This window comes from Micropruina sp. (assembly GCF_047607385.1).
Taxonomy (GTDB): Bacteria; Actinomycetota; Actinomycetes; order Propionibacteriales; family Propionibacteriaceae; genus Micropruina.
Window position 1 is genome coordinate 1 of record NZ_JASGDE010000072.1, and the last position, 22,293, is coordinate 22,293.

At 70.1% G+C, this 22,293-nt stretch carries 23 protein-coding genes; 15 read left to right on the forward strand and 8 right to left on the reverse strand.

The window, feature by feature from the left end; translation table 11 throughout:
* Positions 1-1,668: ATP-dependent Clp protease ATP-binding subunit (locus QM582_RS06440; protein WP_415082797.1), on the forward strand; the 1,668-nt coding region annotated here is incomplete at its 5' end.
* 437 nt (positions 1,669-2,105) lie between these two features.
* Positions 2,106-3,056 (forward strand): sulfite exporter TauE/SafE family protein, encoded by a 951-nt coding sequence (locus QM582_RS06445; RefSeq protein ID WP_415082799.1) that lies wholly within the window; start codon positions 2,106-2,108, stop codon positions 3,054-3,056.
* Positions 3,057-3,062: 6 nt separating this feature from the next.
* On the opposite strand, the gene QM582_RS06450 is transcribed toward QM582_RS06445, so the two are convergent.
* The 3 genes from QM582_RS06450 to QM582_RS06460 all read right to left on the reverse strand — a co-directional run bounded on the left by QM582_RS06450 (position 3,063) and on the right by QM582_RS06460 (position 6,269).
* The gene (locus QM582_RS06450; RefSeq protein WP_415082801.1) at positions 3,063-4,787 is read right to left on the reverse strand and encodes a potassium channel family protein; all 1,725 of its coding nucleotides are present in this window, start codon (positions 4,785-4,787) and stop codon (positions 3,063-3,065) included.
* Between the two features lie 22 nt (positions 4,788-4,809).
* A complete protein-coding gene (locus QM582_RS06455; protein WP_415082803.1) occupies positions 4,810-5,190 on the reverse strand; it encodes a DUF6394 family protein in 381 nt (126 codons plus the stop codon).
* A gap of 251 nt (positions 5,191-5,441) precedes the next feature.
* Positions 5,442-6,269 carry a class I SAM-dependent methyltransferase gene (locus QM582_RS06460; protein WP_415082804.1) on the reverse strand — a complete coding sequence of 276 codons (828 nt, stop codon included), beginning with the start codon at positions 6,267-6,269 and terminating at the stop codon, positions 5,442-5,444.
* Positions 6,270-6,310: 41 nt separating this feature from the next.
* On the opposite strand from QM582_RS06460, the gene QM582_RS06465 reads away from it, so the two are divergent.
* From QM582_RS06465 to QM582_RS06475, 3 genes are all read left to right on the forward strand, one after another.
* The gene (locus QM582_RS06465) at positions 6,311-6,880 is read left to right on the forward strand and encodes a helix-turn-helix domain-containing protein (protein ID WP_415082806.1); all 570 of its coding nucleotides are present in this window, start codon (positions 6,311-6,313) and stop codon (positions 6,878-6,880) included.
* Positions 6,881-6,985: 105 nt separating this feature from the next.
* On the forward strand, positions 6,986-7,570 hold the full coding sequence (locus QM582_RS06470; protein ID WP_415082808.1) for a lysostaphin resistance A-like protein: 585 nt from the start codon (positions 6,986-6,988) through the stop codon (positions 7,568-7,570).
* Positions 7,567-8,382, forward strand: a complete 816-nt coding sequence (locus tag QM582_RS06475) for a spermidine synthase (RefSeq protein ID WP_415082810.1) — start codon at positions 7,567-7,569, stop codon at positions 8,380-8,382. The genes QM582_RS06470 and QM582_RS06475 overlap by 4 nt, the downstream gene beginning before the upstream one ends.
* Before the next feature lie 17 nt (positions 8,383-8,399).
* On the opposite strand, the gene QM582_RS06480 is transcribed toward QM582_RS06475, so the two are convergent.
* Positions 8,400-8,861 carry a DUF4231 domain-containing protein gene (locus tag QM582_RS06480; RefSeq protein ID WP_415082812.1) on the reverse strand — a complete coding sequence of 154 codons (462 nt, stop codon included), beginning with the start codon at positions 8,859-8,861 and terminating at the stop codon, positions 8,400-8,402.
* A gap of 139 nt (positions 8,862-9,000) precedes the next feature.
* Between QM582_RS06480 and QM582_RS06485 the strand changes: the two genes are divergently transcribed.
* Positions 9,001-9,702: a sortase domain-bontaining protein gene (locus QM582_RS06485; RefSeq protein WP_415082814.1), complete on the forward strand. Its 702-nt coding sequence runs from the start codon at positions 9,001-9,003 to the stop codon at positions 9,700-9,702.
* A gap of 43 nt (positions 9,703-9,745) precedes the next feature.
* Positions 9,746-10,288 carry an orotate phosphoribosyltransferase gene (gene pyrE, locus QM582_RS06490; RefSeq protein ID WP_415082816.1) on the forward strand — a complete coding sequence of 181 codons (543 nt, stop codon included), beginning with the start codon at positions 9,746-9,748 and terminating at the stop codon, positions 10,286-10,288.
* A gap of 47 nt (positions 10,289-10,335) precedes the next feature.
* On the opposite strand, the gene QM582_RS06495 is transcribed toward pyrE, so the two are convergent.
* The 3 genes from QM582_RS06495 to QM582_RS06505 are packed head-to-tail and all read right to left on the reverse strand — an operon-like array spanning position 10,336 to position 12,580.
* Positions 10,336-11,055 (reverse strand): hypothetical protein, encoded by a 720-nt coding sequence (locus QM582_RS06495; protein WP_415082817.1) that lies wholly within the window; start codon positions 11,053-11,055, stop codon positions 10,336-10,338.
* Positions 11,052-11,840, reverse strand: coding sequence for a hypothetical protein (locus QM582_RS06500; protein ID WP_415082819.1), 789 nt, complete (start codon positions 11,838-11,840; stop codon positions 11,052-11,054). The genes QM582_RS06495 and QM582_RS06500 overlap by 4 nt, the downstream gene beginning before the upstream one ends.
* A complete protein-coding gene (locus tag QM582_RS06505) occupies positions 11,837-12,580 on the reverse strand; it encodes an ABC transporter ATP-binding protein (protein WP_415082821.1) in 744 nt (247 codons plus the stop codon). The genes QM582_RS06500 and QM582_RS06505 overlap by 4 nt, the downstream gene beginning before the upstream one ends.
* A 246-nt stretch (positions 12,581-12,826) precedes the next feature.
* Here QM582_RS06505 and QM582_RS06510 point away from each other — a divergent pair, with 246 nt between their 5' ends.
* From QM582_RS06510 to QM582_RS06520, 3 genes are all read left to right on the forward strand, one after another.
* Positions 12,827-13,711, forward strand: a complete 885-nt coding sequence (locus QM582_RS06510; RefSeq protein WP_415082822.1) for a sensor histidine kinase — start codon at positions 12,827-12,829, stop codon at positions 13,709-13,711.
* Complete coding sequence (locus tag QM582_RS06515; protein ID WP_415082824.1) at positions 13,708-14,436, forward strand: response regulator; 729 nt, start codon at positions 13,708-13,710, stop codon at positions 14,434-14,436. The genes QM582_RS06510 and QM582_RS06515 overlap by 4 nt, the downstream gene beginning before the upstream one ends.
* A 69-nt stretch (positions 14,437-14,505) precedes the next feature.
* Positions 14,506-15,558 (forward strand): LemA family protein, encoded by a 1,053-nt coding sequence (locus QM582_RS06520; protein ID WP_415082826.1) that lies wholly within the window; start codon positions 14,506-14,508, stop codon positions 15,556-15,558.
* 468 nt (positions 15,559-16,026) lie between these two features.
* Here QM582_RS06520 and QM582_RS06525 read toward each other — a convergent pair whose 3' ends face one another.
* Positions 16,027-16,725: a DedA family protein gene (locus QM582_RS06525; RefSeq protein WP_415082827.1), complete on the reverse strand. Its 699-nt coding sequence runs from the start codon at positions 16,723-16,725 to the stop codon at positions 16,027-16,029.
* Between the two features lie 57 nt (positions 16,726-16,782).
* Between QM582_RS06525 and QM582_RS06530 the strand changes: the two genes are divergently transcribed.
* From QM582_RS06530 to QM582_RS06550, 5 genes are all read left to right on the forward strand, one after another.
* Positions 16,783-17,514, forward strand: coding sequence for a TrmH family RNA methyltransferase (locus QM582_RS06530; protein ID WP_415082829.1), 732 nt, complete (start codon positions 16,783-16,785; stop codon positions 17,512-17,514).
* Positions 17,515-17,640: 126 nt separating this feature from the next.
* Positions 17,641-18,165: a hypothetical protein gene (locus QM582_RS06535; RefSeq protein WP_415082831.1), complete on the forward strand. Its 525-nt coding sequence runs from the start codon at positions 17,641-17,643 to the stop codon at positions 18,163-18,165.
* Between the two features lie 128 nt (positions 18,166-18,293).
* Positions 18,294-19,316 carry a class II fructose-bisphosphate aldolase gene (gene fbaA, locus QM582_RS06540; protein ID WP_415082833.1) on the forward strand — a complete coding sequence of 341 codons (1,023 nt, stop codon included), beginning with the start codon at positions 18,294-18,296 and terminating at the stop codon, positions 19,314-19,316.
* 466 nt (positions 19,317-19,782) lie between these two features.
* The gene (locus QM582_RS06545; protein ID WP_415082834.1) at positions 19,783-21,192 is read left to right on the forward strand and encodes a sugar porter family MFS transporter; all 1,410 of its coding nucleotides are present in this window, start codon (positions 19,783-19,785) and stop codon (positions 21,190-21,192) included.
* Positions 21,192-22,142, forward strand: coding sequence for a carbohydrate kinase family protein (locus QM582_RS06550; protein WP_415082835.1), 951 nt, complete (start codon positions 21,192-21,194; stop codon positions 22,140-22,142). Before QM582_RS06545 ends, QM582_RS06550 begins: the two co-directional genes overlap by 1 nt.
* The last annotated feature ends 151 nt before the right edge of the window (positions 22,143-22,293 follow it).

The window sequence follows — 22,293 nt, forward strand, 5'->3', positions numbered from 1 at the left end:
CTCCCGCAAGCCGCGCAGGATGGCGATGGTGTCCTCCACCGACGGCTCGCCGACGAAGACCTGCTGGACCCGGCGTTGGAGCGCCGCTTCCAGCAGGTCTTCGTCGGCGAGCCGTCGGTGGAGGACACCATCGCCATCCTGCGCGGCTTGCGGGAGCGCTACGAGGCGCACCACAAGGTGCGGATCACCGACGGCGCGCTGGTCGCGGCGGCGTCTCTGTCGAACCGGTACATCACCAGCCGGCAGTTGCCGGACAAGGCGATCGACCTGATCGACGAGTCGGCGTCCCGGCTGCGGATGGAGATCGACTCCTCCCCGGAGGAGATCGACCAGCTGCGCCGCACCATCGACCGGATGACCATGCAGAGCTTCGCGCTGGAGAAGGAGACCGACCCGGCCTCCGTCGAGCGCTACCAGCGGCTGCAGGCCGACCTGGCCGACGCCCGCGAGGAGCTGCGCGGGCTGGAGGGCCGCTGGGAGGCGGAGAAGTCGGGGCTGAACAGGGTCGGCGAACTGAAGGCCAAGGTCGACGAGCTGCGGATCGCGGCCGACCGGGCCCAGCGCGAGGGTGACCTGACCAAGGCCTCGGAGATCCTGTACGGCGAGATCCCCGCCCTGCAGGCCGAGATGGACGCCGCACAGCAGGCCGAATCCGACCTGACCCCGATGGTCAGCGACGAGGTGTCGGCCACCGACATCGCCGAGGTGGTGGCGTCCTGGACCGGCATCCCGGTCGGCAAGCTGCTGCAGGGCGAGAGCGAGAAGCTGCTCACTATGGAGGAGCGGCTGGGCGAGCGGCTGATCGGCCAGCGCCAGGCCGTTGTCGCCGTCTCGGACGCGGTGCGCCGCTCCCGGGCCGGCATCTCCGACCCGAACCGGCCCACCGGATCGTTCCTGTTCCTCGGCCCGACCGGCGTCGGCAAGACCGAGCTGGCCAAATCGCTGGCCGAGTTCCTGTTCGACGACGAGCACTCGATGGTGCGGATCGACATGAGCGAGTACGGCGAGAAGCACTCGGTCTCCCGGCTGGTCGGTGCCCCTCCCGGCTACATCGGCTACGAGGAGGGCGGCCAGCTGACCGAGGCGGTGCGCCGGCGTCCGTATTCGGTGATCCTGCTCGACGAGGTCGAGAAGGCGCACCCCGAGGTGTTCAACATCCTGCTGCAGGTCTTCGACGACGGACGCCTCACCGACGGCCAGGGCCGCACGGTCGACTTCCGCAACGTCATCCTGATCATGACCAGCAACCTGGGCTCGCAGTACCTGGCCGACCCCAGCCTGGAGCCGGAGCTGAAGGAGCAGGCGGTGATGGGTGTGGTGCGGCAGGCGTTCAAGCCCGAGTTCCTGAACCGGCTGGACGAGGTGGTCATGTTCACCCCGCTCGGCACCGAGGACCTGAGCCGGATCGTCGACATCCAGCTGCGCCGGCTGAACGACCGGCTGGCCGATCGCCGGATCCACGTCGAGGTCACCCAGGCCGGCAAGGGCTGGCTGGCGCTGACCGGTTTCGACCCGGTCTACGGCGCGCGTCCGCTGAAGCGGCTGGTGCAGACCACCATCGAGGACGCCATGGCCCGGCGGATGCTGGCCGGCGACATCGTCGACGGCGACACCGTCCGCTTCGACGTGGACGCCGACAGCAGCGGCCTGGTGGTGGTCGAGGGCTGACCGTCCAGGGTTGGCGCGCCAGTCCGTGAACCACCGAGAACCGTCCCCGCCCGTCGGGGACGGTTCTCGACGGTTGGGGACGGTTCTCGAGGTGCGAGTTTCGTCGGTCGGGGACGGTTCTCGACGGTTGGGGACGGTTCTCGAGGTGCGAGTTTCGTCGGTTGGGGACGGTTCTCGTCGGTCGGGGACGGTTCTCGAGGTGCGAGTTTCGTCGGTCGGGGACGGTTCTCCCTGGTCCACGAGCCCTTCTCCGGTCCTCGCCGCGCTGCTCCCGGAAAAGTATGTCTAGTCTGTGGGAGAACCAGGAGAACTGTGCCGCGCGCGGTTAGGCTGACCCGGATCGTCCGGGCCGGAACCGCGTGTGACCCGGACGGCACGCCGATCGGCTCCGGCGTCGCCGGCCCGGCCGACGGCGTCCGAATCGAATGGGGAGCACCGTGGACGTCGGAATCGCTCTGGCCGGGCTGCTGGTCGGCATCGTCGTCGGCCTGACCGGCATGGGTGGCGGTGCCCTGATGACGCCGGTGCTGGTGCTGTTCTTCAAGGTGGACGCGTTGACCGCGATCTCCAGCGACGTGGTCAGCAGCCTGTTCATGAAGCCCGCGGGCGCGGTCGTCCACATCGTGCGAAAGACCGCGAACCTCCAGTTGGTGCTCTGGCTGTGCCTCGGCTCGGTCCCCGCCGCCTTCCTCGGCGCGATGACCGTCGATCACCTCAAAGGCATCGCCGGATTCGAGCAGACCCTGCTGGCGCTGCTGGGGGCGGCGCTGCTGCTCGCGTCGGGCGGCCTGATCATCCGGGCGTGGTTCCAGATGACCCGCAAACGAACGCTCTGGGGTGAGGGCGCGGCGCCGGCCTCGTCACCGGATATCGAAGTCCGCAAGCTGCCGACGGTGTTGCTGGGCGCCCTCGGCGGCTTGATGGTGGGCCTCACCTCGGTCGGTGCCGGCTCGCTGATCCTGACCTTGCTGCTGGTGCTCTACCCGCGGCTCAAGCCGTCCCAGTTGGTCGGCACCGACCTGGTGCAGGCGATTCCGCTGGTGGCCGCCGCGTCCGTGGGCCACCTGATCTATGGGCAGGTGTCGCTGGGCCTGACCGGCTCGATGCTGCTCGGAGCCATTCCGGGCGCGTTCCTCGGCGCTCAGATCTCCTCCCGCGCGCCTGGTGGCGTGATCCGGCGGGCACTGGCGATCCTGCTGATGGCGTCCGGCCTGAAGCTGGTCGGCGTCCCCACGGTCGGGGTGCTGGTGATCACCGGCGCGGCGGTCGCGCTGGGCCCGGTGGCCTGGGCGCTGCTGCGCCGGCGCTACAGCGGGTCCGGCGGCACCCGGTCGCGTGGGCGTGACGTGGACCAGGATCGACCCACAGCCGAGGTCAACGGCCCCTGATTCCGTTCAGTGCCCGTGCCGGGAGCGGAACCTGATCCAGCGTCGCTTCACTGCGCGCATCTCGTGCCAGATCCAGCCGCCGCCGCCCTCGCGTCCGGTGCGGACGTAGTGCAGCACGTTGAGGTTGTTCAGCAGCAGCTGCATCTTGTGCGCGGCCTCCGGTGAACTGGCGATCAGCAGCTGGTCGCCGATCTCCAGCTGGTAGCCGATATTGGGCAGCAGCTGCCCGCCGTCGCCGCGGGAGACCATCAGCACCAGGGCGTCCGCCGGCTTGTCGTGGTCGTAGGGATCGACCAGCAGGTGCCCGACGTTCACCCAGTGATGGTGGGTGATCGCCTCGACCACCGCGGCGGCATGTTCGGAATCGATGGTCACCCCCCACAGTTCCGGGGTGCGGCCGCCGTGCAGCAGCGACATCGCCTCGGCCAGCTCCCAGCACCACATCTCGGACGCGCCGCGGATCTCGTAGCGGAACCGGGCCAGCAGCGGCGTGGTGATCAGGGCCAGGAACTCGCGTGCCACGATCCGGCTGGGCTGCATGCACAGGTCGTCGTGGAAGGCCTCGAAGAGCGTCGAATTGCTGATCTGGTTCTGCCGGGTGACCACGAAGATGTCCGGCTTGAGGTCGCGGGCGACCAGCGCGATCGCCAGGTTCTTCAGGTCGCTGGCGTTGCCGGCCACGATGCCGACGGCGTTCTCGATGCCGGCCTTCTTCAGGCTGGTGGAGTCGGTGCCGGTGCCCTCGACGTCCACGCCCTCCTCGCCGTAGTGCATCCGGTCGATCACGGTGACGCCGTTGCCGGCCTTGGTCAGGGCCTCCCGGACGCCGTGGCCGAAACGTCCGTAGCCGCACATGATCCAGTGCCCGCGGGGCGGATGATGCCGCTCGGGCAGTTCGTCGCCGGGGAAGCCGGTCAGGATCTGGCCGAGCCGGTAGCGCTCGGGACGGGCCACCGCCAGCGCCAGGTAGGACGAGAACCGCTCGAACGGATTGGTCACCATGTCGCCGCCGAATGCGCCCATGGTGTGCTCGGTGTTGGGGTCGCCGACCCGGGCCATCACCGGCAGGCCGGGGCGCAGCAGCCGGGCGGTGACCGCGATGGCTCGGTTGGTGACGTCGTCGACGGCCAGCGCCATCACGCCGCGGCAGTGCGGTGACATCAGCCCGGCGCCGATCAGGTTGGCCGGCTGCGAGGCGTCCGCGACCACCGCGGGCGGATCGGCGCGGAACTCTTCCAGCTTGATCTGCTCGACCCGGGTGCTGTCGGAGTCCACCACGACGAACCGCATGCCCAGCCGGTCCAGGCCGTGGCAGACCAGGGTGCCGGTCTCGCCGACGCCGCAGACGATGTAGAACGGCTCCCGCAGCCGCCGGATCCGGCGGGCGTAGCGGCCGTGCCGGAGCGCGTTCTGGAAGGCCGGCTCCTGGAGCAGTCCGACCACGGTCGCCACCGCATACGACCAGCCGGCCACGGTCAGGTAGATGGCCACCGTCATCCACATCCGCTGCACCGGCGAGTAGGGGTGCGGCAGTTCGCCGAAGCCGATCGTGGTGGCGGTGTAGCTGATCACGTAGAAGGCGTTGAACAACCCCATGCCTTCGGTGGGGTGTCCGGCGTCGTCGATGCCCGGCATGATCGCCAGTCCGAAGACGCTGATCGTGTAGAGGATGATCACCAGAACCAGCGGCAGCCGCATCCGCCGCAGGAACAGGTACGTGACATTGTTCATGAAATGCCCGCCCGGGCCCGCCCTAGCGGCGGGCGGTGATGATCTCGGAGATCATCAGCACCACCGAGATCAGGTTCGCCAGCAGCGCGCCCGCCGACATGGACACGATCAGCGCCATATCGCCCGGGGTGACGCCGGACGGCGACGTGGACGCCCAGGTCCAGATGATGGCCCCGGCGATCAGCTGCACGTCGGCCACCAGCGAGGTGGACAGGTGGACGGCGCCCAACTGGGTCCGGTCACCGAATTTGAGCACGGTCGCGATCAGGCTGACCACGATGGCCGCGGCCAACTCCCAGACGTTGTGCTGTTCGACCCGGTCCATCTCGCCGGTCCAGAAACCGAAGTTCAATGCGGCCGCCAGCGTGATGAAGAAGCCGAAGATGACCTTCTCGGAGTTCATGCATTCCTCCCTGAATCTGGTCATACGCTAGCGGGTTTTCCCTGGCTTGCCGACGCCGCCGCCGGGCGATAGCCGTCGCAAGTCCGGGGACGCCGGATAGTCCGCCGGCGCGGCCTGTCGGAGAACCGAACGCGGCCGGCCCGGACCGGAGCCCGATCGTCACGCGGGTCGTGTCGAGGGCGATCCCCGCCACGCCAGGACGAGGACGGTGGGCGGCCGCCCGGGTGGCCCCGCGGGTCAGGGCCTGCGAGTCAGGGCCTGCGGGCGATCCAGAGGCTTCGGGTGCCGCGGATGTGCACCCGCGGCAGCACCGCCGCGTCGAGACCGCCGTGCAGAAGGCGCGACAGCGCGGCGTTCTCGTCCGCGTCCAGGCCGGCGGCGGCGTGCAGCGCGAGACGGTGCAGCTCCGCCCGGGCATAGGCCCCGCCCGGGCCGTCCGCGGGAAGGTCCTGATCGCTGCCGAGCCGGTGCTCGGCGAGCAGTTCGAATCCGGCCTCCCGGAGCTGGTCGGTCCACTCCGGCGGCGGGACGTCGGCCTGCGCGAGCCGGCGCAGCCGCGATTCCAGATCCCGGTAGCCGGTGGGCAGGACGTGCGGCGGTGCGTCCATCTCCAGGATCGCCAGCACCCCGCCGGGGCGGATCAACTCCGACAGCACGGCGAGCTCCCGGGCCGGCTGGTCGAACTCGTGGAACACCGACGCCGCCCAGACCAGGTCGACGGACGCCGGGTCCGAAGCGGTGGCCAGCAACGGCTGGTTGACCGCCCGCACCCGGCGGTTCCCGGCTCGTTCGGCGTGGGCCGCGATCCGCCGGGTCATCGCCCGGCTGGCGTCGAGAGCGATGACCTCCGCCTCCGGGTAGCGGTCGGACAGCCGGAACGTCGCCGCACCGGTCCCGGCGCCCACGTCGAGCACTCGGCGAACCGCATCGGTGGGGGCGGCCTGCGCCACCGCGTCCAGGGCGTCGTCGAGCAGGCCCTGGTGAACCACGGAGTCCAGTTCGAGAAGGGTCTCCAACAGCGAGGGTGCGGCGTGCGAGTGCTGGTGCGGATGCTGGGATCGGTGGTCGTTCGGCGACATGTTCCCAGCCTAGGCAGGCCTTGCGCTGCAAGCATACGATCATGCTTGTGAAGCAAGATCTGGACGTCGACCGGCTGGTCCGGCAGCGCATCCGGGCGCTGCGGCTGGCGCGAGGGTGGTCGCTGGAGACCCTGGCCGAGCGCACCTACCTGAGCCCCTCGAACCTCAGCCGGATCGAAACCGGAGCCCGGCGCATCGCGCTCGACCAGCTGGTGCCGATCGCGCGTGCCCTCGACACGACCATCGACCAGCTCACCGAGTCACCCGACGACGAGGACGTGGTGATCCGGCCGCACCGGGACGAGCGGCGCGGCATGACCACCTGGACGTTGGCCTCGTCCCGCACCCCCGGCGGGCTCACCGTGGCGAAGATGCGCATCACGACCCCGCCGCCGCCGCTCGACGAGGCCGGCGTCCACCCCGGCCGGGACTGGTTCACCGTGCTCGCCGGCACCGCGCTGCTCCGCCTCGGCGAGCGACTCGTCACCGTCGAGCAGGGCAATGCGGCCGAGTTCTCCACGATGATTCCGCACGCCATCGGCACCCGCGGCCCCGGCCCCGTGGAGGTGCTGACGATCCTCACCGCCGAAGGGCGGCACACGCACTCGTAGCGCGCCCGGCGAACCCGCCCACCTCGCCGCGGCTCGGTGGCATTGCTCGATGACGGCTTCGGGGCGGACTCGGCGGATTGCGGCCGCAGGCAGCACACTGGTCCCGTGGATCTGCTGCTCACCCTGCTCGTCGGTGTTCCGGCGCAGATCGGGGTGTTCTCGCTGGTCCCGCTGGCCTGGTGGTTGCAGGCCGGACGCCCGGAGGGCTCGCTGCTGCGCTGGCTCGGATTCCGCGAACTGCGTGGCGACGGCCGCACCGCGCTCGTGCTGGCCGCCGCCGGCGGGCTGGGCTTCCTGGGCAGCGCGGTGGTCGGCGGGCCGGCCTGGTGGGCGACATCGGCGTCCGGCGTCGGCCTGGTGCTGGCGGTGATCCTGACCGCCGTGCTGCAGACCGCCCTCGCCGAGGAGATCTTCTTCCGCGGCTTCCTGCTGCGCTGGCTGGACGAACGCCGGGCCGGCCCGATGGCGGCCAACCTGCTGCAGGCCGCGCTCTACGGCCTGTTGCGGGCGGCGGGGCAGTGGCTGTTCGTGGACCGGGCGCCGGCGTCCTGCCTGGCGGCGCTGGCGCTGGCCGGCGGATCGGCGTTCCTGGTCGGCTGGGTGCGACAGTACACCGGCTCGATTCTGCTGCCCTGGGCCGCGCACGGCGCCGGCAACCTGGTCGGCGGGCTGATCGTGGCATTCCGATGACGTCGCGGGTCGAGGCCGACCGCGAGGTGCGCGGCGCCTTCCTGGTGCGGACCGGTTCGTCACAGCAGTCCTGGGTCGATCCGGACGACCCGTTGCGGCTCGAGTTCGAGTACGTCCAGCGGATCGCCGAGGCCTTGCGGGTCACGGTGCTGCGCCGCGCCGCGGACGTCCGGTTGCGCGTGGTGCATCTGGGCGGCGGCGGAATGACGCTGCCGCGCTGGCTGGCCGCGGTCCGTCCGGGCACCGCGCAACTGGTCTGCGAGCCGGACGCGGAGTTGCTCGACGAGGTGCGCCGCAAGCTTCCGCTGGGCCGGCATTCGGGAATCAAGGTGCGTCCGGTGGACGGCCGCAGCGGAATCGCGGCGATGCCCGCCGACTATGCCGACGCCCTGATCGTGGACGCCTTCGACGGGTTCCAGGTGCCCGGCTCGCTGGCCACCACCGAGTTCTTCGGCGACGTCGTGCGGGTGCTGCGGCCCGGTGGCGTGCTGCTGATGAACCTGGCCGACGAGCGGCCGTTCGGCTGGTCGCGTCCGTGCGTGGCGGGCATCGCCGGCCGGTTCCGACAGGTGGTGGTGACCGCCGAGACCGCGGTCTGGAAGGGCCGACGGTACGGCAACTTCGTTGTCGTGGCTGCCCATGGGCAGCTGCCGGTGCCGGAGTTGGAGGCCGCCGCCCGGCAGGCGTTGTTCGGCTACCGGGCCTGCTCCGGACCGGAGCTGCGGCGCTGGCTGGGGGCCGCGACGGCGTTCACCGACGACGCGCCCCGGAACTCCTACGGCCCCACCTCGGGTCACACCTGGTTCGGCTAGGGAACCTCTGAGCCCTCTCAGGTGGTCCGGTCGGCGTCCCGGGTCCGTTGCAGCTGCATCCAGACCTCGGTCTCCTGGGATTGGATGCCGTTCATCACCTCGACGAGCCGCTGGTCGCGCAGGGCTGGGTCGTCGTAGGGGCTCTGCCCGATGTCGTATTTGCGGCGTTCCTGCTCCAGCGCCTGACCCGCGGCGATGAACCGGAGGTAATTCTCGTTCCAGTGGAACAGTTGCCGCAGCCCGGTCAGCACCACCACGACGCTGCCGAGCGCCGCGGCGGGGACGCCGTTGCCGGGCAGGGCGAGCGCGGCCACCGACACCGACGCCCCCACCAGAAGCAGCAGCACCTCCAGCAGGTAGTGCGAGATGCGGGCCCGGCGAGCCGCCTTGGCATACCAGGACGTGAGCCTGTCGAAGTGGGCGAGGGTCACCATCGCCGGGTCGGGATTCGTCGGAACAACGGTCGGATTGCTTGTCATGGGCGCGATCCCCTTTGCCTGCGGTGGGCGTCATTATCACGGCGTCCCGGCGGTAAAGTCGATAGCGCGGCCCGACCGATTTCGCGCACCGCAAATCCGCCGGTTTGCCGAGCCCGGCGACGGTGCTCACAATGGGCGGGTGGGAGCCGGCACCGAGACATTGCCGCCGACCGAGGCGACACCGACGCCCCGGCCGGCGTCCCGCGGACGTCGCGCGCTCACCCTGATCGGCGTGCTGCTCGTGGTCACCGGGCTCTCCTTCCTCGGCGTCTACGTCTGGGACGCCTATTTCAACCCGGTGATGGACACCAAGGCCGCCCAACAGCAGGTCGAGGTGGTCAAGAAGGAATGGGCGCAGGGCCGGACGCCGTCGTCGAAGATCCCCGGCAACGCGGTGGCACTGCTGCGCGTCCCCGACTTCGGACCCGACTTCGAGGTTCCGGTGGTGACCGGCACCACCCCGTACGCGCTCAGCGTCGGAGTGGGCTGGTTCGAGGGCAGCGCGGCGCCCGGCCAGGTCGGGAACTTCGCGCTCGCCGGGCATCGGGGCGCGTCCGGACCGTTCGTGCCGCTGCTCGACCTCAAGCCCGGCGCCCGGATCGTGGTGGAGACCCGGAAAGCCACCTTCGTCTACGCGCTGACCAGTTCGGCCGCCGACCTGACCGTGGACAAGACGGAGACCTGGGTGGTCGACCCGGTTCCGGAGCGCCCCGGACGCCAGCAGCGCACCCACGTCGCGCCGACCAAACGGCTGATCACCCTGATCACCTGCCGCAATTTCTTCCACTCCCCGGAGCGGTCGGTGGCCTTCGGGGAACTCCTGGAGACCATCCGGAAATGACGCCCACCGGGAGGGTCCGGCGGGAACCTCTAGGGTGTGGCCCATGTCGGATCGTTCGGAACTCATCGAGCACATCAAGAACCTGGCCGTCGTGCACGGCAAGGTCACCCTCACCTCGGGCAAGGAGGCCGACTACTACGTCGACATGCGCCGGGTGACCCTGGACGGCGTGGCCGCGCCGCTGGTCGGGCGGGTGATGAACGACCTGGTCGCCGACTGGGGCTTCGACGTGGTGGGCGGGATGACCATGGGCGCGGACCCGGTCGCCACCGCGATGCTGCACGCCAAGGCCGCCGCCGGTGGGCGGCTGGACGCGATCGTCGTCCGCAAGCAGGCCAAGGCGCACGGCATGCAGCGCCGGATCGAGGGTGCCGCCGTCGCCGGACGCCGGGTGCTGGTGGTCGAGGACACCTCCACCACCGGTGGGTCCCCGCTGCAGGCCATCGAGGCGGTCCGCGCCGAGGGCGGCGAGGTGGTCGGCGTGGCGGTGATCGTCGACCGCGCCACCGGGGCGGCCGAGGTGATCGAAGCGGCCGGCGTCCCCTACCGCTACGCGGTCGGCCTGGCCGACCTGGGCCTGTCCTGAGCCACCCGCCGGGGCGGCCGATTCGTTGAGCCGGACGACGGACGGGATCAGGCGTCCCGACGGACGAACCGGGCCGCGGCGAAGCCGCCGATCAGCAGGATCCAACCCAGCGCGACCAGCGTCCCGCCGGCCGGGGTGAGCACGCCGTCGGCGGCCGCGTAGAGCCGTTGGGCGGCCCGGTCGGGCAGCCAGCGGGCATGCTCGCTCTGCGCCGCGAGCAGCGGCGACACGATCAGCACCAGGGTCAGCGTGCCGGCCAACGCCGGCATCAGGCCCCGCACCAGCAGTGCCGCCCCGGACGCCAGCAGCGCGATCAGCACCAGGTAGCCGGCGGCGCCGGCCACCGGCCCCAGCCCGGCCGCCGGGTCGAACCGGTGCAGCGTGATCGCCGCCGCGGTCCAGGCGGCGACCATGGTCAGCGCCGCGGTCGGGGTCACGACGAGCAGGGCGGCGACCGTCTTGGCCAGCAGCACCCGCGACCGGTCCGGCACCGCGGTCAGGGTGCTGCGGATCTGGCTGCCGGCGTATTCGTGGGCGAACGGCAACGCACCCAGCACCAGCATCCCGGCCTGCACGAAGGGGACGCCGGCGAGGACCGCGTCCGTGGCGGCGACGTCCACCCCGCGGGCCACCGCGGACGCCGCCAGCGCGGCGCCGAGCACCGCCCCGGCCAGCACCGTCCCGACCGCGGCCAGCACGGCCGCCGGCAGGGTGCGCAGCTTGATCAGTTCCGCGGCGACCGCGTCCGCGGTGCCCGGCGTCCTCACGCGTTCCTCCGGTGCAGCACGACCGCGGCGACCACCAGCAGCGCTGCCGTCCAACCGCCCATCACCCAGGCTCCCGGCACGGCGTCCAGGCCGCCCTCGACGGTGTCGATGCCGGCGAACAGCCGGCGTCCGGCCAGATCGGGCAACCAGTGCGCCAGCGGGGTCAGGTTGGTCAGCAGCAGCGAGACCGACACCAGCGAGCTGTTCATGATCAGCACGATCAGCGGCACCGTGGAACTCCGGGTCAGCGTGGTGATGGCCAGCGCCATCAGCCCGGTCAGCGTCCAGTACAGCGTGCCGCCCAGGCAGCGCACCACCGCATCGCGCGGCGTGACGGTCTCCACGGCGAACTCGCCGATGATCAGCCGGGCGATCCCGACCGTGACCGGCAGGGTCGCCGCCGCGATGCCCACCACCAGCAGCACCACCGCGAACGCCTTGGCGGCCAGCAGCTCGACCCGGTGCGGCAGCGCGGTCAGGGTGACGCCGATCTGCCGGCCGCCGCCGGCGTCCGGGCTGTTCGGGGCGTACTCGCTGCCGATCGCGAGCACCCCGAGCACCACCGCGCCGACGGTGCCCAGCGGCATCGCCGCGAACGCGGTCTCGAACGGGGACGCGTCCGCGATCGACTCGGGGCGACCGGACGCCAGCGCGTTGTGCACCACCTGGGCGTTGAGGACGGTGAGCGCCACCGAACCCAGCCCCGCCACCGCCGCACCGGCCCAGCAGCCCGGCAGGGTGAGGCACTTGGACAACTCCGCCGCCACCGCCCGGAGGAACCTCATCGGGTCGCCTGCTCGGCGGTCAGCGCGAAGAAGGCGTCCTCCAGGTCGGCATAACCCCTGGTCACCTCGGCGAGCGGGCCGGTCGCGATGATCCGACCGCCGGCGATCATCACGATGTCGTCGGCGAGACCGGCCACCTCGCTGATCAGGTGACTGGACAGCAGCACCGTGCCACCGGCGTCCGCATGCCCGCGCAGCAGGCCGCGAATCCAGCGGATGCCGTCGGGGTCGAGGCCGTTCACCGGCTCGTCCAGCACCAGGATCGCGGGTTCGCCGAGCAGCGCGGTCGCCAGTCCGAGCCGTTGCCCCATGCCCAGCGAGTAGCGGCCGACCCGCACCCGGGCGTGCTCGGTCAGCCCGACCCGGTCCAGCACCGCGTCGATGCGGTGCCGTCCGATCCCGTTGCTGCGGGCCACCCAGGCCAGATGCGCCCGGGCGGTGCGGGAGCGATGCGCGCCGGAGCCGTCCAGCATCGACCCGACGGTGCGCAGCGGGCTGGCGAGCTCCCGGTAGCGGTGTCCGTCGAGGGTCGCGCGTCCGCCGTCCGGACGGTCCAGGCCGAGCAGGATGCGCAACGTGGACGACTTGCCGGCGCCGTTGGGCCCCAGGAAGGCGGTCACCCGGCCCGGGACGGCCCGGAAGCCGACCCGGTCGAGGACGGTGCGGGTGCCGTGCCGCTTGACGAGTTGCTCGATGAGGATCATGCCGACCACCCCATCGGACGCCGCCCGGCGGGTCATCGACCCAGAGCCGGGTTCGCCGGCCCGCGCTCCGACCCCGGTCCCTCGGTCTCCGGGTGGGTGGCCCGTGGGACGTTGGGGACGGTTCCTTTCGTCCCACCGATCGCCGCCCCGTGGGACGTTGGGGACGGTTCCTTTCGTCCCACCGCGGCCCGGCTACCTGGCCCGGGACGTGGACCGAACCGTGCCTCGCAACCGGCCCCAGGTCCGATGCGTCCCCGGCAGCGTGTTCCTAGACTCACGGTGGTGAGTTCATCGACCACGGGGCTGCAGAGCGCCGAGCGCCCCGTGCTGCGATCCCGCGGCTGGCTGATCGCCGGCGCCACGCTCGCGGTGCTGATCCTGGTGCTGGCGACCGTCGGCATCGACCAGCCGGTGCTGACCGCGACGGTGGCGGCACTGGCCGTCGGCACCGCCGGGCTGGTGCTGGTCTGGGCGGTGCTGCACCAGCGACGGCAGCGCCGCAGGTACGAGGACGAGTTGACCGCCTGGGCCGCCGAGCGGGCGATCCAGTCCGAACGGTTGCGGATCGCCCGCGACCTGCACGACCTCGCCTCGCACGGGCTCGGCCTGATCACGCTGCGTGCCGCTGCCGCGCAACGAACCCACGGCCCGGGTTCGGACGCCGAGCGCAGCACCGCGCTCGCCGACATCGAACGGGCCGGTCGGGCCGCCACCACCGAGCTGCGGCGGATGCTCGCGGTGCTTCGCGAGCCCGGCGAACTCGACGTCCCGCTGCGGCCGGCGGAGACCTTGGCGGAGCTGCCGGAGATCGTTGCCGCCACGGCCCGGGTCGGGGTCTCCGCCACCCTGGACGCCGCGGCGACCGGACCGGTCTCGGCCGGCGTCCAGCTCACCGTCTGCGCCGTCGTCCGGGAATGCCTGGCCAACATCGCGCGGCACGCCGGTCCGGTCCCGGCCCGGGTGAGCGTCCGGCGTGACGGCGACGGCATCGTGGTGGTGGTCGCCGACGACGGGCCCGACCCGGACTGGCGACCGCATCCGGGCGCCGGTCACGGCCTGGCCGGGCTGCGGGAGCGGGTCGGCGCACTCGGCGGCACGCTGGTCACCCGGGCCGCCGGCCGCGGCTTCGCCGTCGAGGCGCGGATCCCGGATCGGACGCCGTCATGAGCCCGGCGGCCGGTCATCGCGGCGAACGCCAGGATCTCGATGCCGGTGCCGAGATCCCGCCGGTGACGGTGCTGATCGCCGACGACCAGCCGCTGATCCGGCACAGCCTGCGGACCATCCTGCAGGCGACACCGGGCCTGACCGTGGTCGCCGAGGCGGCGTCCGGGGCGGACGCGGTCGCCGAGGCGCTGCGCACCCGTCCGGACGTGGTGCTGATGGACATCCGGATGCCCGGCGGCGACGGGCTGGACGCCACCCGGCGGATCGCCGCCGAGCCGACCCTGGCCGGCACCCGCGTCCTGGTGCTCAGCATGTTCGACCTGGACGGCTATCTGCTCACCGCGCTGCGCAATGGAGCCAGCGGCTTCCTGCTCAAGGACGCCGAACCGGAGCGCCTGGTGGACGCGGTGTTACGCACCCACGCCGGGGAGTCGCTGTTCGCGCCGGCCATCCTGACCCGGCTGGTCGGTCACTATCTCGACCGTCCGGCGACCGGGCCGCGGCCACCGGCGGTGCTCACCGAGCGGGAGACCGAGGTGCTCACCCTGGTCGGTCGCGGCCTGTCCAATCAGGAGATCGCGGAGACCCTGGTGATCTCGATGGGCACAGTCAAGACCCACATCGGCAATCTGCTGGCGAAACTCGCCGCCCGGGACCGGGCGCAGCTGGTGATCGCGGCCTACGAGCATGCCCTGGTCACGGTGCCTCGGGACAGCCCGGCGTAGGGGAGGGGGCAGCGCGCCCGCCACCGGTTAGGCTGGCCAACGGACCCATCCACGACAAGGAGTTGCCCAATGGACGGCATTTTGTGGTTCCTGGTGATCCTGGTGGTCATCGTTGTGCTGGTCGGCCTCTACGCCGTCTCCCTGTACAACGGCTTCCAGCGTGACCGGAACATGATCCAGGAATCCTGGCGTCAGATCGACGTCGAGCTGAACCGGCGCTATGACCTCATCCCGCGGCTGGTGGAGACGGTCCGGGCCTACGCGGCACATGAGCGGAACACCCTCGAGGGCGTCACCCGGATGCGCAACCAGGCCGCCGCGCTCGCCCAGCAGGGGGGCACCGCCGCGCAGCGGGCACAGGCCGAGGACGCGCTTTCCGCGGCCGTGCACAACCTGATCGTCAGCGTCGAGGCGTACCCGCAGTTGCAGAGCAACCAGAACTTCCTGGAGCTGCAGCGCGAACTGGTCGACACCGAGGACCGGATCGCCGCCGGACGCCGGTTCTACAACGCCAACGTCCGCAACTACAACACCAAGGTGGACTCGTTCCCGTCGAACGTGCTGGCCGGCATGTTCAAATTCGAAAAGGCCACCTACTTCGAGGTCAACGACGCCGAGGTGCGCCGCGCGCCGGACGTGAACTTCGGCGAGATCAGCTACCGCGGCGAGTCCCCGCAGCTGCCGTCCGAGCCGAGCAACGCGCAGCTGGACGCCGCCCCGCGCTCGTCCAGCGACCTGCCGAACCCGCAGGCGTACCAGGGCCAGAACTACTCCGCGCCCTCGCCGGGCCAGTTCGGCGGGCAGGCCCCGCAGTACCAGCAGCAGCCTCCGCAGTACGGTCAGCCGCCCCAGTACGGCCAGCAGCCCCCGTATGGCCAGCAGCCTCCGTATGGCCAGCAGCCTCCGTACCCCACGCAGGGGGAGCAGTACCCCCAACAGGGCCAACAGTTCCCGCAGGGCCAGCAGCCTCAGGGCCAGCAGTTCCCGCAGGATCAGCAGCCGCCCTACCAGCCGCCGCAGTACGGCCAACCCCAGCAGCAGCCGCCCTACCAGCCGCCGCAGCAGGGTGGGACGTCCCAGGGCGGGACCTCCCAGGGCGGTTACACCCCACCCCAGACCTGAATTTCACAGCAGAACTTGAGCCTCACACCAGAGCTTGGGCCCCGCACCAGAACCTGAGCTTCACCAGAGCTTGGGCACCGCACCAGAACCTGAGCTTCACACCAGAACATGGGCCTCAAGCGCAGCGGCTCCCGGTTGGTCACCGGGAGCCGCTGCGCTTTGTTGTGGATGGCCGCCTTGTTGTGGATCGCCTCGGATGTGGGTGGCCGATCTCGCCATCGGTGACCGCTGTCGGCTAGGGCCGACGGATTTCGGGTTATTTCACGAAAGTGGTCAGTCAACCGGCCATCGGACGCCGATGGCGAGATCGGTGGGTCACCGGGCACCGCGGCCAAGGAAGCTCTACCGCAGCTAGGAAGTCTCTGGAGAACCTGGGTCCTACTGGACGCCGATAGCGAGGATCCCGAACCGCAGTACGTTCCTGTGCCGGCCGGGTGTGGTGGACCGGCGCGGACCAGGGACGCGGAATCACTCCGTGGCGGAGGCTTCCGCCTTGAGCTTGCGGCGCTCGCGCAGGTACTCGAACACCATCGGCAGCACGGAGATCAGCACGATGATGATCAGCACCATCTCCAGGTTGGTGTGGATGAACGGCAGGTTGCCCATGAAGTAGCCGAGCACGGTCAGGCCGGCCGCCCAGAACACCGCGCCGACGCCGGTCCAGGTGATGAACCGGCGGAAGTCCATCCGTCCGATCCCGGCGATCAGGGTGATGAAGGTGCGGGCGAAGGGGACGAACCGGGCCAGCACCAGGGCGCGCGGGCCGTAGCGTTCCATCAGCTCGTGGGTCTGCTCGACCCGCTTGGGGTCGAAGATCCGGCCCCAGAATCCTTCGCGCTGCTTGAAGATCGCCGGTCCGATCCACTTGCCGACGAAGTAGCCCGCGACGTTGCCGAGCACCGCGGCAACCATCAGCACCAGGCAGGAGACCACCAGCACCATCGGCTGGCTCAGCCCGGTGAAGGTGATCGAGGGCGGGTCCATCGCGACGAACATGCCGACGGTGAACAGCAGCGAGTCGCCGGGCAGCACCGGAAAGATCGAACACTCGATGACGAGAACCAGGGCCACCCCCCACAGCGCCCAGTTGCCCAGGGCGTGAATCAGGTATTCGGGGTCCATCCAGTCGGGTAGCAGCAGTGGCGCGAGCAAAGGAAGCAGGGTCACGTTGTACGAGGCTACCTTGAGTGCGTGGAGGCGAAAAATGAGCTACCGGTAGATTTCATGAAGGCCGAGGTCGCCGGTTCGGAGGGCCGAGAGGCCGCGCCGGGCGGCCCCGGTGCGGCGTCCGATGCCCCGGAGCTGCCCGAGAATGTCGATCCGACAACGCCTGTCGTCGGCGTCGGTGCGCATCCGCTGCCCTGGCCGGACGATCCCCGCCTCGATCCCGAACTGCTCGCCGAGGGCGATCGGCGCAATGTCGTGGACCGCTATCGCTACTGGCGGCTGGACGCCATCGTGGCCGACCTGGACCGTCGCCGGCATCCCCTGCAAGTGGCCATCCAGAACTGGGAACACGACTTCAACATCGGATCCATCGTCCGCACCGCCAACGCGTTCAACGTGTCCGCCGTGCACATTCTCGGACGACGCCGCTGGAACCGGCGCGGCGCCATGGTCACCGACCGCTATCTCCAGGTGCGGCATCACCCCGACGTGCCCAGCTTCCTCGCCGAACTGGCCGCCCAGGACGTCGTCCCGGTCGGCGTCGACAACCTGCCCGGCTCGGTGCCCCTGGAGCGCACCGAACTGCCCGAACGGTGCTGCCTGGTCTTCGGATCGGAAGGCCCGGGGCTGACCGACGAGGTGGTCGCCGGCTGCGCGTCCCTGGTGTCGATCACCCAGCACGGCTCCACCCGGTCGCTGAACGCCGGCGCCGCCGCCGCGATCGCCATGTACCACTGGGCGGTGCGCTGGGCCGCCCCGACCCCCGCCGGACAAACCCCCGCCAGATAGACCCTTGCCTGACTATCTGCGCCCTCCCACCTGCGGGTAGTTAGGCAGGGCCTTGTGCCGACCCGCTGATCCGCCCGCGGTGCGGCCCGGGCGGACGGGCCCCGCGACCCGGTTACCATGGCCGCTGTGAACGGTGCCGGCGAGTACGTGGTGTTCTATGCGCCCGAGGCCGTCCGGGCCAAGACGGGACGCTGGCGCTCGATGCTGATCCAGCGGCTGGTCTCCACCGCCATCTCGGTGGCCATCGGCGGGGCCGTCTGGTACTTCTTCGCCGCCCAGGTCGGCTCCTTCGGCCCCTGGCTGGTCGGCTCCGCCCTGGTGGTCGGGCTGATCTGGGTGATCGTCACGGTGACCGGGCTGCTGCGGGTCCGGGCGGACGCCAAGCTGGTCGTCCCCGGCCCGGCCTTCGCCACCACCCGGGACGGGGTCTGGACGGCGGGACTCTGGCTGCCCTGGCCCGAGGTGGGCTCGTTCCGGGCAGCCCCGGGGCGGCTCGGACGCTCCCCGCAGCTGCGCGTGGAGAGCCGGGACGGTCGCTCCGCGGCGGTGCCGATGGAGTACCTCAGCGCCTTGCCGGCCAATATCGACTCGGCCGTCCGGGCCCTCTCGGGCGGAAGATCCTGGATCGATCTGTCCCGGCTCGACGACTGATTTCGGGCTCGTTGTCCCCAGCTTGGGAAACGGGTCGCGCGGCTCCGCGTCTTTTGGAAGACTGGGGAGGTCATCGCAGGCGTCCACCGCGACTGGTGGGGCCACGACCACCCGTGAGGAGCGCAGTAATGCCCATCGCAACACCCGAGAAGTACGCCGAGATGCTGGACGCGGCGAAGGCTGGATCGTTCGCCTTCCCCGCGATCAACATCACCTCGTCGCAGTCCCTGAACGCGGCCATGCAGGGCTTCGCCGAGGCCGGCTCGGACGGCATCATCCAGGTGAGCACCGGCGGCGCCGAGTACGCCTCCGGCCCGACCATCAAGCACATGGTGACCGGTGCCGTGGCGCTGGCCGAGTACGCCCACGTGGTGGCCAAGAACTACCCGGTGAACATCGTGGTGCACACCGACCACTGCCAGAAGGAGAAGCTCGACACCTACGTCAAGCCGCTCATCGCGATCTCCCAGGAGCGGGTCGACCGTGGCCTGGAGCCGCTCTTCCAGTCCCACATGTGGGACGGCTCGGCGGTGCCGATGGAGGAGAACCTGCAGATCGCCGACGAGTTGCTGGCCCTGACCAGCAAGGCCCGGCAGATCCTGGAGATCGAGGTCGGCGTCGTCGGCGGCGAAGAGGACGGCGTCAAGGCCGAGATCAACGAGAAGCTGTACACCACCGTCGAGGACGGCCTGCGCACCATCGAGGTGCTCGGCCTGGGTGAGAAGGGCCGCTACATCACCGCCCTGACCTTCGGCAACGTGCACGGCGTCTACAAGCCGGGCTCGGTCAAGCTGCGTCCCGAGGTGCTCAAGGAGATCCAGGACGCCGTCGGCGCCAAGTACGGCCGCGAGAAGCCGTTCGACCTGGTGTTCCACGGCGGCTCGGGCTCCACCCCGCAGGAGATCAGCGACGCGGTCGACTACGGCGTCGTGAAGATGAACGTCGACACCGACACCCAGTACGCGTTCACCCGTCCGGTGGCCGGCTGGATGTTCGCCAACTACGACGGCGTGCTGAAGATCGACGGCGAGGTCGGCAACAAGAAGATGTACGACCCGCGCGCCTGGGGCAAGGCCGCCGAGGCCGGCATGGCCGCGCGCGTGATCGAGGCCTGCGAGAACCTGCGTTCGGCCGGCAAGACCATCGGCTGACCTCAGTTCACTCACCGGTGCCCGGGCGGATTCCGCCCGGGCACCGCTGTTTCTCCACCGAAGCGATCGCGATTCGCACCGTATCGGCGGACGCCCCTACGATCCGATCCGCTCCGGTCCGGCCCAGCCCAGTTCGACCCGATCCAGTTCAGCTCGACCCGACCCGAACCCGGCCCAGTCCAGTTCGACCCAGCCCAGCCCAGTTCGGCCCAGCCCAGCCCAGTTCGGCCCAGCCCAGCCCAGCGATGATCGATACCTGGCCGCATATCCTCCGGCCATTGGCAACGCCCGGTTCACCATCCGTCCGCCGTGTTGACAATCCGCGCGCTGGTGGGGAGCTGTTCGGTGACGCGCAACCGCGTCCGCAACGCCGCTCGTTGTGGGTTCGATTGGGATGGTGTTGTTTCCGAATTTACCGCGGTGCAACCTGGACGAAATGCAGGTGTGGGGCCTTAGCATGACCGCCATGAAACCCCTCGTGATACGAAGCGCGATCGTCGCCTCGCTGGGTGGCCTGGTGTTCGGGTTCGACACCGCGGTCATCTCCGGGACGACGGAGCAGCTGAAAGCCTATTTCAACCTCTCCGACGCCTACCTCGGCTGGGCCGTCGGCATGGCCCTGCTGGGCACCATCCTCGGCGCACTCATCGCCGGCAAGCCGGCCGACCGCTACGGCCGCAAGCCGGTCCTGTTCGTGATCGGCGTCCTCTACCTGATCGGCGCGCTCGGCTCGGCCCTGGCCCAGGACATCATCACCCTGGAGATCTTCCGCTTCCTCGGCGGTATCGGCGTCGGCGGCGCCTCGGTGTGTGCCCCCATCTACACCGCTGAGATCGCACCGGCGAAGGTGCGTGGCCGGCTGGTCGGCCTGGTCCAGTTCAACATCGTGCTCGGCATCCTGCTGGCCTACCTGTCCAACACCATCGTTCGCGCGGTGGTGCACAATCCGCAGGTCGACTGGCGCTGGATGTTCGGCGTGATGGCCGTACCGGCGGCGGTCTTCCTGCTGCTGCTGTTCAGCGTGCCGGAGACGCCACGCTGGCTGATGGCCAACGGACGCGAGCAGCAGGGCCGCGACATCATCGGCAAGCTGACCACCAGCCCGCAGGAGGCGCAGTTCCAGATCGACGAGATCGACGCCTCGCTGAAGGCCGCGGAGAACGCACCCAAGGTGCCGTTCTTCACCAAGGGTCACACCAAGGTCATTCTGCTGGCCTTCGCGATCGCCATGTTCAACCAGATGTCCGGCATCAACGCCATCCTCTACTACGCCCCCGTCGTGATGGAGAAGGCGGGTGCCAGCACCGACGCCGCATTCCAGATGAGCATCGCGGTCGGCTTCATGAACCTGGTCGCCACCATGGCCGCGCTGACCGTGATCGACAAGATCGGCCGCCGCACCCTGATGATCTACGGCTCGATCGGCTACCTGGTCAGCCTCGGCTTCCTGTCCGGCCTGATGTTCTACTACGAGAACGCGCTCAAGGGCGCCTTCGACGGCACCTCCAGCGTGCTGGTGCTGGTCGGCCTGCTGGTCTTCATCGCCGCGCATGCCTTCGGTCAGGGCTCGGTGATCTGGGTGTTCATCTCCGAGATCTTCCCGAACCGGATCCGCGGACGCGGCCAGTCCTTCGGCTCGCTGACCCACTGGGTGTTCGCCTGGCTGACCTCGACCTTCTTCCCGCCGGTGATCGGTGGCCTCGGTGGCGGCGTCGCGTTCGCCGTGTTCGCGATCTTCATGCTCGGCCAGCTGATCTGGGTGCTCAGGGTCATGCCTGAGACGAAGGGTGTACCGCTGGAGGAGATGGAGGCCAAGCTTGGCCTGACCCATGACCCGAACGACAGCGGCGACCCGCTCGCCGCGAAAGGACACTGATGTCTGACCGTGAAGTGTTGTGCCTGGGCGAGGCGTTGATCGACGTCGTCATCCGGGAGGATTCCACCAAGGAGCATGTCGGCGGCAGCCTGCTGAACGTGGCGGCCGGGATCGCCACCCTCGGCGAGCCGGCCAGCATCTGTGCCTGGTGGGGCAAGGACGAGCGTGGTGACCGGCTCGCCGAGTGGGCCACCAACTCGGGGGTGTCGATCGTGCCGGGCACCGACTCGGCCGAGAAGACCGCCGTCGCCTTCGCCCACCTGGACGCCGATGGCCGGGCCACCTACGAATTCGACCTGGAGTGGAACGTCCCGCAGATCGACGACCTGTCGCAGTACGGGCACCTGCACACCGGCAGCATCGCGGCCACGCTCGAACCCGGCGGCACCGCTGTCGTCGAGAACGTGCGGGCGATCCGTGACCACGCCACCGTCTCCTATGACCCGAACATCCGTCCGGCGCTGATGATCGCGCCGGAGCAGGTGGTGGGCCGGGTGGAGGACCTGGTCGGGCTCTCCGACCTGGTCAAGGTCAGCGACGAGGACCTGGAGTGGCTCTACCCGGGCGAGCCGGTCGAGGACATCATGCGGCGCTGGATCAAGGCGGGGCCGGCCATGGTGGTCGTCACCCGCGGCCCGTGGGGCGCCTACGCCCTGCTCGCCGACAACCGCGACATGCTGCACATCGACCAGATGAACGTGGTGGTCGGCGACACCGTCGGCGCCGGTGATTCGTTCATGGCCGGACTGATCGCGGGCCTGCTGAAGAGCGGCCTGCTGGGTTCGGTCGAGGCGCGGCAGCGGCTGGCCGACGCGGGCTGGTCCGACGTCCAGTCGGCGCTGCACAACGCGGTGGTCACCTCGGGCATCACGGTCAGCAAGAACGGCGCCTACGCCCCGACCCCGGACGAGGTGGAGGCGGTCAAGCAGGCCGATCCGACCCTGTACTGAACCGTTCATCAGATCCGCCGGAGTCCTGTGGGCTCCGGCGGATCTGTGCGTTCCCGCGTGTTCTGTCGGTTCTGTGTGTTCCGCGGCTCTCCCGTCCACCCACCGCTCGCCTAACTATTTGGGGCTCGCTGAACTCAGCGAGCCCCAAATA